Annotated in this window: 15 protein-coding genes; 4 read left to right on the top strand and 11 right to left on the bottom strand. The window is 72.8% G+C overall.

Going from position 1 to position 15,121, the window contains the following annotated elements:
- Positions 1-85 precede the first annotated feature (85 nt).
- From ACZ3TI_RS19395 to ACZ3TI_RS19385, 3 genes are all read left to right on the top strand, one after another.
- A complete protein-coding gene (locus tag ACZ3TI_RS19395) occupies positions 86-1,618 on the top strand; it encodes an MFS transporter (RefSeq protein ID WP_465727653.1) in 1,533 nt (510 codons plus the stop codon).
- 186 nt (positions 1,619-1,804) lie between these two features.
- Positions 1,805-2,194, top strand: a complete 390-nt coding sequence (locus tag ACZ3TI_RS19390; protein ID WP_465727651.1) for an SCO5389 family protein — start codon at positions 1,805-1,807, stop codon at positions 2,192-2,194.
- A 222-nt stretch (positions 2,195-2,416) separates the two neighbouring features.
- Positions 2,417-3,448, top strand: a complete 1,032-nt coding sequence (locus tag ACZ3TI_RS19385) for an LLM class flavin-dependent oxidoreductase (RefSeq protein WP_465727649.1) — start codon at positions 2,417-2,419, stop codon at positions 3,446-3,448.
- 71 nt (positions 3,449-3,519) lie between these two features.
- On the opposite strand, the gene ACZ3TI_RS19380 is transcribed toward ACZ3TI_RS19385, so the two are convergent.
- Positions 3,520-4,086, bottom strand: a complete 567-nt coding sequence (locus ACZ3TI_RS19380; protein WP_465727647.1) for a Uma2 family endonuclease — start codon at positions 4,084-4,086, stop codon at positions 3,520-3,522.
- Between the two features lie 203 nt (positions 4,087-4,289).
- Here ACZ3TI_RS19380 and ACZ3TI_RS19375 point away from each other — a divergent pair, with 203 nt between their 5' ends.
- Positions 4,290-5,297 carry an NADP-dependent oxidoreductase gene (locus tag ACZ3TI_RS19375; RefSeq protein ID WP_465727645.1) on the top strand — a complete coding sequence of 336 codons (1,008 nt, stop codon included), beginning with the start codon at positions 4,290-4,292 and terminating at the stop codon, positions 5,295-5,297.
- Positions 5,298-5,507: 210 nt separating this feature from the next.
- Here the strand turns inward: ACZ3TI_RS19375 and ACZ3TI_RS19370 are convergent, their stop codons facing one another.
- From ACZ3TI_RS19370 to ACZ3TI_RS19325, 10 genes are all read right to left on the bottom strand, one after another.
- Positions 5,508-6,116 carry a response regulator transcription factor gene (locus tag ACZ3TI_RS19370; protein WP_465727643.1) on the bottom strand — a complete coding sequence of 203 codons (609 nt, stop codon included), beginning with the start codon at positions 6,114-6,116 and terminating at the stop codon, positions 5,508-5,510.
- Positions 6,113-7,258: a sensor histidine kinase gene (locus tag ACZ3TI_RS19365; protein ID WP_465727641.1), complete on the bottom strand. Its 1,146-nt coding sequence runs from the start codon at positions 7,256-7,258 to the stop codon at positions 6,113-6,115. The genes ACZ3TI_RS19370 and ACZ3TI_RS19365 overlap by 4 nt, the downstream gene beginning before the upstream one ends.
- Positions 7,259-7,273: 15 nt before the next feature.
- Positions 7,274-7,723, bottom strand: a complete 450-nt coding sequence (locus tag ACZ3TI_RS19360; protein ID WP_465727639.1) for a hypothetical protein — start codon at positions 7,721-7,723, stop codon at positions 7,274-7,276.
- 87 nt (positions 7,724-7,810) lie between these two features.
- The gene (locus ACZ3TI_RS19355; RefSeq protein WP_465727637.1) at positions 7,811-8,446 is read right to left on the bottom strand and encodes a GNAT family N-acetyltransferase; all 636 of its coding nucleotides are present in this window, start codon (positions 8,444-8,446) and stop codon (positions 7,811-7,813) included.
- Complete coding sequence (locus ACZ3TI_RS19350; protein ID WP_465727635.1) at positions 8,430-9,365, bottom strand: class I SAM-dependent methyltransferase; 936 nt, start codon at positions 9,363-9,365, stop codon at positions 8,430-8,432. Before ACZ3TI_RS19350 ends, ACZ3TI_RS19355 begins: the two co-directional genes overlap by 17 nt.
- Positions 9,366-9,501: 136 nt before the next feature.
- On the bottom strand, positions 9,502-9,945 hold the full coding sequence (locus ACZ3TI_RS19345; RefSeq protein ID WP_465727633.1) for a Pycsar system effector family protein: 444 nt from the start codon (positions 9,943-9,945) through the stop codon (positions 9,502-9,504).
- A 101-nt stretch (positions 9,946-10,046) separates the two neighbouring features.
- Positions 10,047-11,003 carry a hypothetical protein gene (locus ACZ3TI_RS19340; RefSeq protein ID WP_465727631.1) on the bottom strand — a complete coding sequence of 319 codons (957 nt, stop codon included), beginning with the start codon at positions 11,001-11,003 and terminating at the stop codon, positions 10,047-10,049.
- On the bottom strand, positions 10,993-13,140 hold the full coding sequence (locus ACZ3TI_RS19335) for a hypothetical protein (RefSeq protein ID WP_465727629.1): 2,148 nt from the start codon (positions 13,138-13,140) through the stop codon (positions 10,993-10,995). The genes ACZ3TI_RS19340 and ACZ3TI_RS19335 overlap by 11 nt, the downstream gene beginning before the upstream one ends.
- Positions 13,137-14,063, bottom strand: coding sequence for a hypothetical protein (locus ACZ3TI_RS19330; protein ID WP_465727627.1), 927 nt, complete (start codon positions 14,061-14,063; stop codon positions 13,137-13,139). Before ACZ3TI_RS19330 ends, ACZ3TI_RS19335 begins: the two co-directional genes overlap by 4 nt.
- 131 nt (positions 14,064-14,194) lie before the next feature.
- Entirely contained in the window at positions 14,195-14,965 is a 771-nt protein-coding gene (locus tag ACZ3TI_RS19325) for a Crp/Fnr family transcriptional regulator (RefSeq protein WP_465727625.1), read from the bottom strand.
- Positions 14,966-15,121 lie beyond the last annotated feature (156 nt).

Raw genomic sequence — 15,121 nt, 5'->3', positions numbered from 1 at the left:
CCTATCTCCCGGAGCTAGTGTCGGTGTCAGTGAACGAATCCGTCCCCTGCCCGTCGTTCGCTCCCGAGCCATTGGGGAACCTGCCATGGCCACCTCGCGTGCCCTGGCCACGGCTCCGCCCGCGACCGCCCGTCGGGGCCAGCACCCAGGGATAGCCCTCACCGTCATCGCGGCCACCCAGCTGATGGTCGTCCTCGACATCACGATCGTGAACATCGCGCTGCCGCACATCCAGCAGGCGCTGGGGTTCAACACCACCGACCTGTCCTGGGTCATCAACGCCTACACCCTGACCTTCGGCGGGCTGCTGCTGCTCGGAGGGCGCGCGGGCGACATCCTCGGCCGACGGCGGGTCTTCATCGTCGGTGTCCTGGTCTTCAGCCTGGCCTCGCTGCTCGGCGGGGTCGCGCAGTCCTCCGCCTGGCTGCTCGCCGCCCGGGCCCTGCAGGGGCTCGGCGGCGCGATCGCCTCGCCGACCGCGCTCGCGCTGATCGCCACCAACTTCAAGGAGGGCCCGGAGCGCAACCGGGCCTTCGGCGTGTACTCCGCCGTCGCGGGCGCGGGCGGTGCGATCGGGCTGCTGCTCGGCGGCATGCTGACGTCCTGGCTGTCCTGGCGCTGGGTGTTCTTCGTCAATGTGCCGATCGGCCTCGCGATCGCGCTGCTGGCGCCGCTCTACATCAACGAGTCCGAGCGGCACCCCGGGCGCTTCGACCTCACCGGCGCGTTCACCGCCACGGCGGGCATGGTCTCGCTGGTCTACGGCTTCATCCGCGCCTCCGAGCACGGCTGGACGGACACCGTCACCCTGACCGCGTTCAGCCTCGCCGCGGTGCTGCTGACGGCGTTCCTGGTCAACGAGCGGCGCGTGCCCCAGCCGATCACCCCACTGCACCTGTTCCGCGACCGCAACCGCTCCGGCGCCTACGGGCTGATGCTCTGCGTGGCCGCGGCGATGTTCAGCATCTTCTTCTTCATCACCCTGTTCGTGCAGGAGATCCTCGGGTTCAGCCCGCTGCGGGCCGGCTTCGCCTTCCTGCCGATCAGTGCCGCCATCATCGCCGCCGCCCAGTTCGCCGCCCGCAACCAACTGCGGTACGGGCCCAAGCCGTTCCTGGTCACCGGCTCCGTCCTGGTGCTCGCCGGAGTCACCTGGGCGACCCAGATCGACATCGACACCACCTACGTCGGCGGCGTCCTCGGCCCGACCCTGCTCTTCGGCTTCGGCATGGGCTCGATCTTCGTCCCCGTGATGCTCACCGCCGTCTCCAAGGTCGCCCCGCACGAGACCGGCGCCGCCACCGGCATGCTCAACACCACCCAGCAGGTCGGCGGTTCGCTGGGCCTGTCGATCCTGGTCACGGTGTACGGCACCGCCAGCCGCAACGAGGCCGGCCGGCAGGTGAGCGCGTTCCTCCAGCAGGCCACCCCGCAGGAGGCGCTCCGCTTCAAGGCGACCGGCCGGCTGCCGGAGCCCTACTCCTCACAGGTGCTGGTGCACGGCATCGCGAGCGCGTTCCAGATGGGCCTGGTCTTCGCCGCGCTCGCGGTGGTGATCGCCGTGTTCGTCATCAAGGTCCGGCGGGTGCCGGTGCCCGAACCGGCAGAGAAGACCTGAGCCGTCAGCCCTCCGAGGCGATCAGCGGTCGAGGATGTTACAGCCCTTCGGGGGAGGCCGCTTGACAGGGCGTCGGGCGGACCGGGAGAGTCTTTCTTGCAATGGTTTTCATCTTCGATAGCTGTTGCGGGTGGCTGCTGCCCACCGATGCCCGCACGCTCCGCACACCCCCGAAAGAGGACACCCATGTCGCTCGACGTTTCCCCCGCCCTCCTCGCCCAGGCCCGGGAGGGCCGCGTGGACGAGGCCGAGTTCCTCGAGACCGTCCGCGCCTCGCTCCCGTACGCCTACCGGGTCGTCGCCGGTCTCAGCACCGAACTCGCTGCCGGCGACGAGGAGTTCACCACCGACAACACCACGCCCAGCGACGAGGAGCGGGCCCAGCTGCTGCGCGCGCTCGCCAGCAACGCCATCCGGGGCAGCCTGGAGGACCACTTCGGGGTGAAGCTCGCCTTCGTCAACTGCCACCGCGTCGGTGCCTTCCGGCCCGGCGCCGAGGACAGCGCGGCGTACCGAGAGTTCACCTCGCTGCACAACCAGATCCGCAACCAGAGCCCGGAGCTGCGCAGCTGCTGACGACCGGGCGGCCCCCTGCCCCTCCGGGCGGGGGCCGCCGCACGCCCGCCGCACGCCCCGTCGCATGTGACGCCGCATTGCGCCCCGTTGCGGAGCATTGCGCCCGGTGACCGGATGGCGTGCCGATCTTGTCGGGCCGGGAGGCGGTTGCGTACGTTCGGAGGGCACCACCGGACCAGCCCCTCCCCCGGGGCCGCCTCACACCCCGCGGAGCCGCCCACCATGTCGACGGACCCTCGCCCACTGCGGAAGCTCGGCTTCCTGACCATCGGCCTCTTCGACGAAGCCGACCCGCGCCGGGGCCACGAGTCCACCCTCGACCTCATCACCCTGGGCGAACAACTCGGCTTCGACAGCGCCTGGCTGCGCCACCGCCACCTCCAGTACGGGATCTCCTCCCCCGTCGCCGTCCTCGCCGCCGCCACCCAGCGCACCAGCCGCATCCAGCTCGGCACCGCCGTCACCCCGCTCGGCTGGGAGAACCCGCTGCGGCTCGCCGAGGACCTCGCCACCGTCGACGTCCTGTCCGGCGGGCGGCTCAACCCCGGCTTCAGCGTCGGCCCGCCCACCCACTACGAGCGCGTACGCGGCGCGCTCTACCCCGACACCGGCGAGCAGGAGGACTTCAGCCCCCGCCGTGCCGAGCGTCTGCTCGCCCTCGTCCGCGGCGAGGACGCCTCCGACTTCGCCGGCACCGAGGGCATCGAGGTGTACTCCCGCCGGGTCCAGCCGCACTCCCCCGGCCTCGCCTCCCGGCTCTGGTACGGCGCCGGCAGCCTGCGCTCCGCCCGCTGGGCCGGCGAGCAGGGGCTCAACCTGCTCACCAGCAGCGTGGTCAAGGCCGAGACGGACGACGCCCCGCCGGACTTCGCCGCCATCCAGGCCGGCCAGATCCGTGCCTTCCGCGAGCGCCACCCCGACGGCGAGCACGCCCGGGTCTCCCAGGGCCTGGTGGTCATCCCCACCGACACCGCCACGCCCGAGCAGCGCGCCAAGTACGAGGCGTACGCCCTCTCCCGCACCACGCGCACACTCGGCCCGCAGGGACCCGCCCGCCTGCTGTTCGCCGCCGACCTGGTCGGCAGCTCCGAGCAGCTCGTCGAGCGGCTGCACGCCCACGCCGGATACCGGGAGGTCGACGAGGTCGCCTTCGCGCTGCCGTTCACCTTCGAGCACCGGGACTACGTGCAGATCCTGACCGACCTCGCCACCCGCCTCGGACCGGCACTCGGCTGGCAGCCGGGCCGGGACTGACCGGGCCCACCGCCCGCCGGGCCCCTCCGACCACCGGGTACGCGAGACGCGACCACGGGCGGGCGGAGGGATCAGAACTCCGCGGTGTCCAGGTCCAGTCCGAACGGTTCGGGCAGTCGCACCGGAACCCCGAACGGATGCGGCCCCTCCATCCGGGTGTACCCGAGCGAACCCGGCTGGGAGAACAATGTGCACGTCCGCTCCTGCCGGTCCACCAGCAGGTAGAGCGGCGCACCGAACTGCGCGTACCGGCGGCGCTTGACGGTCCGGTCGGTATCGCCGTTCGAGGGCGAGGTGACCTCGACCACGAGAACCGTCTGGTCGGGCAGCAATGCGCCTTCCACTTTTGCCAGTTCGCGTGGCACGACGGCCATGTCAGGCACGTAGAAGTTCTCAGTTCCCGGCAGATCGAGATTTCCGGAGCCAGCGCGGAGATCCAGCTCACGCATGCGCGACCCGATCTGCTCACGGACGAGGTCAACGGCGCTCTCATGCGCCCAGGACGGCGACACCGGGGTGATGACTCCCTCGATGATTTCCACGCGGTCACCCGAGATGTGCTGGATGGCGTACTTGAGTGCCTGCTCCGGGTTCGGAACTCGGCTGTAGTCGCCCGGGCCGATATGCGCTGCGCTCACGTTGTGCTCTCCTGTCCGGCGCCGGTGTCCGCGCTCAGGGGGCCGCCCGACGCAAAGGCTACCGCCGCCTCACGACTGCATCCGCGCACTTCACTGGCGCTCACCCGACTGGTTCCGGACAATGTCTAGTCATATGAATAAGCGCTTGCTTAGAATCGGGGCGTCGAGTTCCAGAGCCCGAGTGTGTATGACCAGGAGACGCCATGAGCGCAGTCAACCGTCAGATCCGTCTTGCCAGTCGGCCGGTCGGGGAGGTCCGGGCGGAGGACTGGGCGCACGGGAGTCAGGCCGTGGGGGTGCCCGGGGACGGGGAGTTCCTGGGGCGGACGCGGTACGTGTCGCTGGACCCGGCGATGCGGGGGTGGCTGGACGACCGGCCGTCGTACCTGCCGCCGGTGGGGCTGGGCGAGGTCATGCGGGCGGGCTCGGTGGTCGAGGTCGTCGCCTCGAACCACCCGAAGTTCCGGGTCGGGGACCACGTCGTCGGCGCCTTCGGGGTGCAGGAGTACGCGGTGTCGGACGGCAAGGGCGCTGTCACGGTGGATCCCGCGCTCGCGCCGCTGTCCACGTACCTCGGCGCCCTCGGGATGCCGGGTATGACGGCCTACTTCGGGCTGCTGGAGGTCGGGGCGCTCAAGGAGGGCGAGACCGTGGTGGTCTCCGGCGCCGCCGGGGCGGTCGGCAGCATGGTCGGGCAGATCGCCAAGGTGAAGGGCTGCCGGGTGGTCGGCATCGCGGGCGGTCCCGAGAAGTGCGCGCTGCTCACCGAGGAGCTGGGCTTCGACGCGGCGATCGACTACCGCTCCGAGGACGTCCGCAAGGCGCTGCGCACGCACGCCCCGGACGGCATCGACGTCTACTTCGACAACGTCGGCGGCCCGATCCTGGACGCCGCGCTGACCCGGCTCGCGATGCACGCCCGGGTGGTGGTCTGCGGGGCGATCAGCCAGTACAACGCCGAGACCGCCGTCGAGGGCCCGTCCAACTACCTGTCGCTGCTGGTGCGGCGGGCGCGGATGGAGGGCTTCGTGGTGTTCGACTACGCCCGCCGGTACCCGGAGGCGGCCGCCGAGATCGCGGGCTGGATCGGCGATGGCCGGATCAAGGTGAAGGAGCAGGTGGTGGAGGGCACCGTGGACGACTTCCCGGAGACCTTCCAGATGCTGTTCCGCGGCGAGAACACCGGCAAGCTGGTGCTCCGCCTGGCCTGATCCGTTCCTCCTGGTCCGTTCCGCCCGCCTCGACGCCGGCCCTGCGGGACGCCTTGGGCGGCTCCCCCGGCGCGCGGCCGGGCGCGGGGTGAGAGGCGCGCGGGTACGGGTGAGCGGTACCGACTCCGGAGGAGCCGTCAGCTCCCGGAATCGCTCCATGGGCGTGATCTTCGCACCGAGGACCGACAGCGGGGCCGCCGGCCGTCCGGGTCAGAGCCAGCCGCGTTCGTCCGCGACCCGCAGGGCCTCGGTACGGTTGCGGGTGCCGGTCTTGGCGATGGCCGAGGAGAAGTAGTTGCGGACCGTCCCCTCGGAGAGGTAGAGCTTCGCGGCGATCTCGGCCACCCCGGCGCCCGGGCGGGAGGCGTTCAGCACGTCGCGCTCGCGGGCGGTGAGCGGGGAGGCGCCCGCCGCGAGGGTGGCGGCGGCGAGTTCCGGGTTGACCACCCGCTCCCCCGCCGCGACCCGGCGGATGGCGTCGGCCAGCACCTCGGCGGGCGCGTCCTTGACCACGAAGCCGACCGCGCCGGCTTCCATGGCCCGGCGCAGGTAGCCGGCCCGGCCGAAGGTGGTGAGGATGACGACCCGGCACTCCGGCGCCTGCTGGGCCAGGACGGCGGCCGCCGCCAGCCCGTCCAGTCCGGGCATCTCGATGTCGAGGAGGGCGACGTCCGGCCGGTGCTCCCGGGCTGCCTCCGCGACCCGGTCGCCCCGCCCGACGGCGGCGACCACCTCGAAGTCGTCCTCCAGGTCGAGCAGGGCGCGCAGCGCGGTGCGCACCAGCTCCTGGTCCTCGGCGAGCAGCAGGCGGATCGTCATTGCGTCCCTTCGTACGGGGAGTCGGAGCCGCCCGGCGGCACGGTGACCAGCAGCCGCCACCCGCGCGGGGTGAGCGGGCCCGCCTCGACCGTACCGCGCACGGCCGCGACGCGTTCGCGCAGGCCGGTGAGGCCCTTGCCGTCCCCTCGGCCTTCTGCGGTGCCGCCGGTCCCGTCGTCGCGGATCTCCAGCGTGGTGGCGGTGAGCACCACCGAGCAGCGCGCGGCGCGGGCGTGCCGGACGGTATTGGTGATGCCCTCGCGCAGCACCCAGCCGAACAGTTCGCGGTGCTCCGGCCCGACCGCGTCCGCCGCCGTCGGCAGGTCGGCCACCACCCCTGCGGCGCGCAGCAGTTCGCGGGCGCGGGCCAGCTCGCCGGCCAGGGTCACCTCGCGGTAGCCGGTGACGGCGGCGCGGACGTCGGACAGTGCCTGCCGGGAGAGCGTCTCCACGCCCGCCATCTCGGCGACCGACCGGCCCGGGTCCTTGTCGGCGAGGCGCTGCGCCAGACGGGACTTGACGGTGATCGCGGTGAGCGAGTGTCCGAGGAGGTCGTGCAAGTCGCGGGCGATCCGGTTGCGTTCGGCCTCGGAGGCCAGCCGGGCCACCTCGGCCCGGGCGGCGACCAACTCCCGGTTGGTGGCGGCGATCTCGGCGAAGGCACCGCAGGTGAGCGCGGTGAACAGCAGGGCCAGCGCCTGGAATCCGCCCGGCCCGGAGTGCCAGGGGCGCACCGCCCACGGCACCAGGAACGCGGCCAGGGCGGCGACGGTCACCACCCCGGCGGCGTGCTCGCGCCACAGCACAGCGACCGCGGAGACGACCACGGTGGCGAGGAAGAAGGCGTCCGCGTGGGCGAACGGCAGCGCGGCGAGGAACAGGGCGGTCATCGCCGCCAACAGCGGGCCGATCCAGTGCCGTCGGTCGCTCTCCAGGGCGACGGCGGTGAGCGCGTAGCAGAGGCAGAACGCGGTGACCACGGCGTACCCCGCGACCGCCGCCGCCCCGTCGACGTTGCCGCTCACGGCGACGGCGGTGAGCGCCGGGAAGACGAGCATCCCGGTGCCCAGCAGCACGCGCCGCCAACCCCGCCCCCAGCGGTGGGCGGAGTCCGGCGCGGTATCGCGACCGAGGTCGGCCACCCTTGCTCCCCCTCCTCAGAGCCTGGCGAACAGGGTACGCAGGTGCCGCCCGTTGACCAGGACGGCCACGCCCAGCAGGGCGAGCCCGCACAGCCCCTGCTCGGCCTTCATCCAGAGCGGGAACACGCCCGGCAGGACGATGATCGTAGCGATCGCGGCGAGCATGACCGCCGAGATGATCCGCAGCCGCCGGAAGGCGCCCCGGGAGCCGCGGGCCGCGCGGACGGTGAACAGCAGGGTCACGGCGGCGCTGATCACGACGGCGGTGCCGCGGACCCAGACCGCCGGGGTGACGAGGGAGGTGTGGTCGCGGAGGACGAAGGCGACCGCCAGCGTGAGCATGCTGAGGCCGAGGTAGGCGAGGACGAACCGCCGCACGGTGCGGAAGGCCCGCCGGGTGTCGGGGTGGTGCAGGCCGGTCACGGCTTCGGCGTCGGTGTCGGCGTCGGTGTCGGTGGAGGTCATGGGCCCATCGTGGGCGCGGGACCGGTGCGCGGGGCAGTGTGCTCGCGCACCGGTGCGGCATGACAATTGTCAGCGCCCGGACACGTGTCAGTGCCCGGCCACTGTCGGCTCGGTGTCCAGCAGCCGCACCATGTGCAGCTTCGCGACGGCCAGCCCGTCCACCAGGACGGCCCTCGGCTCCCGGCCCCAGACCTCGAAGCCGCAGCCGGTGTAGAGGCGCAGGGCCGCCTCGTTGCCCTCCGAGACGGTCAGCAGCACCTGCCGCAGCCGCCCGTCCTCGGCGGCCGTGCGCAGCACCTCGTGCACCAGGGTCCGGCCGATCCCCCGGCCGGCGGCGCCGGGGGCGACGGCCATGCCGTACAGCGTGCCCTTGTGCCGCTCCTGGCTCCGCGGCGCCACCCGGAGTCCGGCGGTGCCGACCAGTGTGCCGGTGGCGTCGAAGGCCCCGAGCAGGGCTCCCGGCCCGTCCTCGGCCTCGGCCAGGCGGCGCAGCGTCGCGGCCATCGGCTTGGCGTGCTCCTCGGCGTGGCTGGAGGTGAAGGCGTCGGGTGTCGCGCGCAGGGCTTCCAGGCGGAAGGCCCGGTACGGCTCGGCGTCCGCGCGGCCCAGGCGGCGGACGGTGACGGAACGGGCCCCGGGCCGGTCCCCTGGCAGGGGCTCGGGCCGGTCCCCTGGCAGGGGCTCGGGCCGGAGCTCGGGCCGGAGCTCAGCCGAGGCGGACACGGGTGCACCTCGTCACGTACGGCAGGGCGATGGCGTCCCGGCCCCCCAGGTCGGGGTGGGTGGCCAGCAGGTGCTCGACGTCGGCCAGCAGGCGGGCGCGTTCGGCCTCCGGCAGCGCGATGACGTAGCTGCGCGAGGCGACCATGTCCACGATCCCGGCCCGCGTGGTCCGGTGCTCCCAGCGGATCTCCAGCCGCTCGGACGCGCCGAAGGGCGCCGGGAGGACGGGCCTGGTGTCGATCCGCTGCCGCGTCGAACGGTGCATCAGCGCGCCCAGTTCGGCGGCCCAGGGCTCGGACTCGTCCCGGACGTTCCACACCAGCGCGAGCGTCCCGCCGGGGGCGAGGACCCGGGCGACCTCCGGCACCGCGACCGCCGGGTCGAACCAGTGCCAGGCCTGCCCCACCACGACCGCGTCCACGCTCCCGTCCGGCAGCGGGATGCGCTCCGCCGACCCCGCCCGGACGGCCGCCTTGGGAACTGCCGCGGCCAGCTGGGCGCGCATGCCCTCGTCGGGCTCGACCGCCACCACGTCCAGGCCCGCGTCGACCAGCAGCCGGGTCAACTTGCCCGTACCGGCGCCCAGATCGAGCACCCGCCGGGCCTCCCGCGGCACCGCCGAGCCGACCAGCGCCTGCGGATAGCCCGGCCGCCCGGTCTGGTACGCGGCCGCCGCGACCCCGAAGGACCGTGCCCGAAGCCGCCCGGCCCAGCGTCGCGTCGCCCCCTGCCGTGTCATCCCGCAGGCGCGCCCGATCTCCTCCCAGGTCGCCTCGTGCCCGCGCCGCAGCTCCTCCACCAGCTCCGTCCGACGCTCCTCCAGCGCCTCGATCACCCCCGACAGCCGCCGCAGCCCCTCCACGCCGCCCGCACCGGCCACATCCTCCGCCACCCGCCGACCAAGATCGTCCGTCTCCATGGCCCCGCACTGTAGGGGCCACCGCCGCGATCCGTCAATGGTCGTTGCTTCGAAGAGCAACATTTGTTGCCCAACGCCGACGCCGATGCCGACATCCGCGCAGGCCCCGACCGTGGCACGGTCGGGGCCCGTCCCCTCACAGCGGACGGAGGGTCAGCGCGAACTGCGGTAGCGCCAGCAGGAGCAGGACGGTTCCGGTCTCGATCCAGCGGTACTTCGCCCGGATGATCGCGCTGGTCCCGGCCAGCGCGGCCAGCAGCGGGCCCGCCGGATCGCGCTCGGCCCGCTCGAAGGCGCTGCGCAGCCCGTCCGGACCGGCGTCCGGGGCGATGTGCTCGAAGTACCCCGGACCGGCCGGCCCGCCGTGCCGCCCCTTGCGGTGGCGCGGCACGAGCGCGGAGGCGAAGCAGGCGACGGCCAGCAAGGCGCAGGCCACGGCGGTCCACCGCAGGAGCCGGCTCCCCGGAGCGCCGCTGCCGCTGTCCAAGGGGATGAAGGTGGCGAGCACCGCGCCGGTGAACGCCAGGAACACGGCGGCCTTGGTGTCGGCCCGGACGAGCTCCGCGCTGTTGGACGCCATCAGGCGCTCCATCGCCGACAGCGAGGACGGGCCGGACGCCGCCGTCCGCACCGAAGCCCGGTGGCGCCGCGCCCGCTCACGCCGCACGCCGCACGCCCGGATCACCGCGGGCTCCCGTTCGGCACGGCACCGGGCTTCCAGCCGTCGGCCTGGGAACGGATCTTCACGAACTCCGGTCCCGGAGCCTGCGGACCCGGTCCGGGTCCGGGTCCGGGAACCGTCCGCCCCAGGGCGACGAGCCGGTCGCGCAGCATCCGGGAGAGCTCCTGCTGCTCCTGCGCCGTCAACGTGCCCAGCATGCCCGCCAACCGGTCCTGCCAGGTGGTCTCGCCGCGGAGCAGGTCCGCATGATTGACGGTCCAGTCCAGGACGTCGCGCACCTCGTCGGGCTTCCTGGCGAGCCAGAGCGCCGCGAGGGCGACCGGACCGTCCTGGACGTGCCGTCGACAGAACTCGTACTCCGCCGGGCTCGTGTCGATCCACAGGTCCGCCGCGTGGGGCTCCCCGAGCCGCGGCTCGGTTCCGTGCTCGCGCGCGGAGACGTCCGTGACGCGGTAGCTGAGCCCGTACTCGGGCAGCACGCGGGGGGCCGCCAGGTACTGCACCAGCTCGTCCGCGCCCAGCCGGGCCCCTGCGGCGGCGAATTGCTCCTTGAGCTGGTGCAGGCGCCGGTCGAGGTCCTTGCGGACGGGTCGCCAGCCCCGGCTGGTCCCGGTTCGCACGACCTGCGCCGCGTCGTGGACCCACCACAGGACGTCGACCTCCAGCGGCTCCGTGCCGTACGGGGTGGGGAGGCCCACGGCGCCGACGTTCGACCGCTCGTCCAGCTCGACCAGGTACGCCCGGTCGAACCCTCGCAGCCCCACCCGGGCCCCGGCTCCGCCGTCCTGGCCCTCGGGCACGCTCCGGCGGCGGGCCCCGAGCTGGTGGTGGTGCCCGTCCCGGTCCCGCAGGACGAGGACGCGGTCGCGCCGCCCGGACCAGCGGTGCCGGAGTATCTCCCGCCAGGGGGCACGGGTGGCCTGGGTGTAGACGGGAGAGTCAGTCTCATTGGTCATCAAAGCCTCCGAATGAACGAGCCGACCGGTACGGCCCGGGTTCTCCTCGCCGCCAGGCCTCCAGAGCGGTGTGCGCGATGTCGCGGCCGACCAGGTCGGGGGTGTCGTCGCCGTCGATCTCGACCAGCAGTCTCAGCTCGCCGGAGCGCATGTCCCGCGCGAGCGCGGTGAGCAACGTCTCCACGGCGGCTCGCAGCGGTTCGTCCCGGATCGCCTGGCGACACCAGTCGACCAGCGCCAGACTGGCATGGTCGAAGGTGCGGTCGTCGTTGAGTGTCCGCCGGACCAGAGTGATCACCGCCTCGGCGAACTCGCCGTCGCCGCCGAGCTGCTGCTGGAACCATGTGGGGACCAGCAGCAGCCCGGCGAAGACGTCCAACGAGAGCGTGGCGTGATCCCCCGGCTGGTCCGCCCACTCCACGAGTTCACCGAGGACGGCCGGCTGGTTGCCGTCCACGAAGAGCCTCTGCAGACCACCGCGCACGGCGACGGAAACCGTGCTCTCCTTCCCTTCCTCTCCCCGGTAACAATGCCGGAGCAGCAGCAGCGCGAGTTCCGGCCGTGAGACCCCGAAGTCCCCGCCGCAGGCTTCGGCCACGGTGGACCGCAGTCGCCAACCGCCTTGGCGGCTCCAGCTCCTGAGGCGGTGTTTCACCTCGGCCGCCAGGATCGGGTCCTGCGCCGCGACGCCCAGCGCGTACGCAGCGGCACTACGGCTGTGCACACGGTCGGACCGGCCCAGATCGTAGATGTGTCGAAGGGCCCGGCGGCCGCCCGTCCAACCGGCGGCCAGCCCCACCACGTGGCCCACCGGCTCGGCCAGCTCGGGCTCGGTCTCGGCGACCACGTTCATCCACTCGGCCAGCAGGGCCGACACCTCGCCGTACTGCCGCCAGACGTGGCGCAGCACCGACTCCGCCTGTCGGTGCCGTCTGAAACGGACCGGCTCCACCGTGTAGGCGTAGCCCCAGGTCCGCCGCGTCTCGCTGGGCAGGCACTCGGCGCGGACGGTCGCCAGCAGTGCGTCCAGCGAGCGTCGGAAGGCGAACCTCGGGTTCGCGCGAGGGGCTTCGCTGCGAACGGATCGCCGCTGGTCGCCGTTCTCGTCCACGCTCACCGGCAGCAGCGCGTCGAGGCGGCCGTCGGCCAGCCTGAGCAGCCGGTCGGCTTCGTCCCGCACGATCCTGCGGTCGAAGCCTTCCAGAACGCTCGTCACCAGGAGGAACGCAAGCCCGTCCGGGTCCTCTCGAAGCGCGTGCAGCAGGTCGGGGACCTCCGTCTCCGCGAGGAAGCTGAGCCGCTCACCGAGATCGGCCGGGTCGGGACCTTCGTCACCGGCCCGGCTCACCTCCGCGACGAGTTCGGCGACCTGGGCCGGCACCAGCCCGGGCGCCAGCAGACCGTCGAGGTCCGGCCCCAGCCGGTCCAGCAACGCCCGGCGTCGGGCGCCGTCGGGAACGGCGCCGTCCAGGCGCGCCTCGAAGACCGCACGCGGCGTCGGGGAGAGGTAGCGCACCGGAGTGATCTCCAGATCGCGGGCCAGGGCACGGAGACGGTCCGCGTCGTGCGGGAGCATCACCACCATGTAGGCGTCGGCGTCGTCCAACCGCCGTCGAAGCCTGGCGATCGCCGCCGGGCCGAGCCGGACCTCCGGTGAGAGGCCGTGCACCAGATAGCCGCGCGCCTCGCGCTGGGTCGGCCCCCACACGGACAGGTCCGAGTCGCTGTCGAGCGCGCGCAGGAGGGTGCTGTGCCCGCTGCACTCGAACAGCAGGTTGAGGGCCGTGGTGCGCCTCCCGGTGCCGGGTTCCCCGACGAGGAAGAGCAGGCGGGTACGAAGCTGCTCCAGCGCTTCGGGGAAGCAGTCCGGTGTTGCGAATCCGGTTCGGGCGGCCAGGATCTCCAGCGGGGAGATGGGCCCGTCCTGCGCTTCCACCGGTCGAATGCCAACGGGGACGGCGCCGGTAGTCTCGACATGCTGGTCCCCGTGGACCTCTCCGGTGTTGATGTTGCCGCCCGGAGCGTAGATGACGGTCTGCCGAAGACGGCCCCACCAGGAGCTGGATCCGTCGGTGAACTTATCGGCGAAGACCTCGAAGTCGAGCTCGTCGGGCGAGCCCCCACCGTCAGGGCTCACCGGTGGTGCTCGTTCTTGTCACCGTGGACGGTGTCGCCCTTGTTGCCGGCCACGAAGTCGCCGCCGAAGCCGCCGTAGGAGTCGCGTCCCGCGTTGGTGACGCTCTGTCCTCCGTGGACCGTGCCGCTGTTGATGTTGCCGCCGTCGGCCCGCTGGTTGACCACCGTCCGCCGCGCGCGGCGGTCGTCCGCGGGCTGGGCCGCAGGGGTGCTCCGCTCCTGCTCCTCGATGACCGCGTCGCCGAGGATCCTGCGGTCGTACAGGTTGCCGGACGGCGCGGGCACGTAGAGCCACGCCCGCTGGTCGAAGCGCTTGCCCTCGACCGTCGCCGGGACCTCGATGAAGTGGTCGGGGTGGCGTCCGGTGAACCCGCCGGCGACCGCGTCCTGGTAGCAGCGGTCGGAGAGGATGGCGGCGACCTGGGTGATGCTCTCGTTGGAGGCGGCCAGCATGGCCTTGACCGGACGGGAGTCGAGCAGGCGGTGGGTGTCGTTCCTCGGGGTGCCGTTGCCGTCGAACTCGCCGCCCGTGTCCGGGAGGGGGCCGATGTTGAGGCTGACCCGCAGCCGGATCCGCACCGTCCCGACCGAGTGCACGTTGAACTCGGTGAGCACATCCTGCAGGGTGTTCAGCCAGGGGTGGATCAGGAAGGGCATCCACGCCGGGTCGAAACCGAAGACGTAGCCGTCACCGGTCGAGTTGGGGAACCTCCGGTCCTTCCAGACCTCCGCGAGCCCCGCCTTCTCGAAGGACCACTGGAGCACCTGCGGGACGGCCTGGCTGATCACGCCGTGCTCGATCGCCGGGTACCCGGTGAAGTCCTTGGCGTCGACGGCGACGATCCCGCGGTAGGGCGGGAGTTGGCGGCTGCGGCTGTAGGGCAGGGCGCTGGCCCCGGGCAGTGGCTGGTCGAACTCCGTCATCTCTGCTCCTCGTCGTTCCCGAACTGACCTTGTGCCACCAAGCTTCGCGAGAAGGCGTCGCCCGGTGTGCTCGCTCAGTGCGGAAATCCGGTGACGGAGGTCACACCTGCCGACAACGTCAGCCGAGGGCGTCAGCCGTGGAGCGCCTCGGCGACGCGGCGCAGTGCGGGGAGGTCGCCGATGGCGATCGCCTTCCGTCCGGCCTCGACCCGCTGGGCCGCCAACCCGGCGAGCGCCGCGCTGACGGTGTTCCGGGACACGCCGAGGTGCTGGGCCAGTTCGTCACGGGTCAGCGCGAGTTCGACCCGCCCCTCCCCTGCCCTGCCCGCCGGTCCCCGGGAGACGTCGGCGAGCGTGACCAGTGCGGCCGCCAGCCGCGCCACCACGTCGCCGCCGGAGCGTGCGAGGTCCGACTCCCGCAGCCGGCCCATGGCGTAGCGCACCATCACGGGGAACAGGTCCCGCTCGGTGACGAAGCTCAGGAACGCCGCCTTGGTGAGCACCGCGACCGTGCAGTCCGAGGTCGCGTGCACGCTCGCCGAGCGGACGCCGTCGTCCAGCACCGCCACCTCGCCGAGCAGTTCGCCCGGGCCGCGGAAGGCCAGCAGCCGGACGTCCCCGTTGCGCTCCCGGCGGCTCACCTTGGCGACCCCGGCCAGCAGGGCGAGGACGTGCGTGCCCGGCTCGCCCTGCCGCAGCAGGGTGGTGCCGATCGGGTGCCGGCGCTCGAACGCGCCCTCCAGCATGCTCGCCCAGGCCCCGGGGCCCATCAGCCGGCGCAGGCTCTGACCCGGCTGATCCGTCCGGCCCTGCGGATCCGTCCAGCCCTGCTCATCCGCCCGGCCCTGCGGGTCGCCCGTTCGCCCCGGCGGGTGCGGGGTTCGACTGCCGTGATCGGTCATGCACGAACCCTAGGGCCTGCCCGACCCGCTCGTGGCCCCCCGTGCGGGTGGTGAACTGGCGGCGGGTTGACGGGGTTTCGGTGGTCCTTAGCACGAACTCTCCTCGCCACGCGGGGACTTGGCGCGAAAACCCTTCGCATGGGCGAATCCGGGCCG

Source organism: Kitasatospora sp. NPDC023120 (assembly GCF_055560835.1).
Note: the sequence above shows the minus strand (reverse complement) of the source record. Positions and strands in the feature narration are given on the sequence as shown.

Bases quoted from the DNA above. Each gene is read 5' to 3' on its own strand.
- ACZ3TI_RS19375 (WP_465727645.1), top strand. From the start codon at position 4,290: ATGAGCGCAGTCAACCGTCAGATCCGTCTTGCCAGTCGGCCGGTCGGG.
- ACZ3TI_RS19370 (WP_465727643.1), bottom strand. From the start codon at position 6,116: ATGACGATCCGCCTGCTGCTCGCCGAGGACCAGGAGCTGGTGCGCACC.
- ACZ3TI_RS19345 (WP_465727633.1), bottom strand. From the start codon at position 9,945: ATGGCGTCCAACAGCGCGGAGCTCGTCCGGGCCGACACCAAGGCCGCC.
- ACZ3TI_RS19385 (WP_465727649.1), top strand. From the start codon at position 2,417: ATGTCGACGGACCCTCGCCCACTGCGGAAGCTCGGCTTCCTGACCATC.
- ACZ3TI_RS19360 (WP_465727639.1), bottom strand. From the start codon at position 7,723: ATGACCTCCACCGACACCGACGCCGACACCGACGCCGAAGCCGTGACC.
- ACZ3TI_RS19330 (WP_465727627.1), bottom strand. From the start codon at position 14,063: ATGACGGAGTTCGACCAGCCACTGCCCGGGGCCAGCGCCCTGCCCTAC.
- ACZ3TI_RS19325 (WP_465727625.1), bottom strand. From the start codon at position 14,965: ATGACCGATCACGGCAGTCGAACCCCGCACCCGCCGGGGCGAACGGGC.
- ACZ3TI_RS19350 (WP_465727635.1), bottom strand. From the start codon at position 9,365: ATGGAGACGGACGATCTTGGTCGGCGGGTGGCGGAGGATGTGGCCGGT.
- ACZ3TI_RS19390 (WP_465727651.1), top strand. From the start codon at position 1,805: ATGTCGCTCGACGTTTCCCCCGCCCTCCTCGCCCAGGCCCGGGAGGGC.
- ACZ3TI_RS19395 (WP_465727653.1), top strand. From the start codon at position 86: ATGGCCACCTCGCGTGCCCTGGCCACGGCTCCGCCCGCGACCGCCCGT.
- ACZ3TI_RS19340 (WP_465727631.1), bottom strand. From the start codon at position 11,003: ATGACCAATGAGACTGACTCTCCCGTCTACACCCAGGCCACCCGTGCC.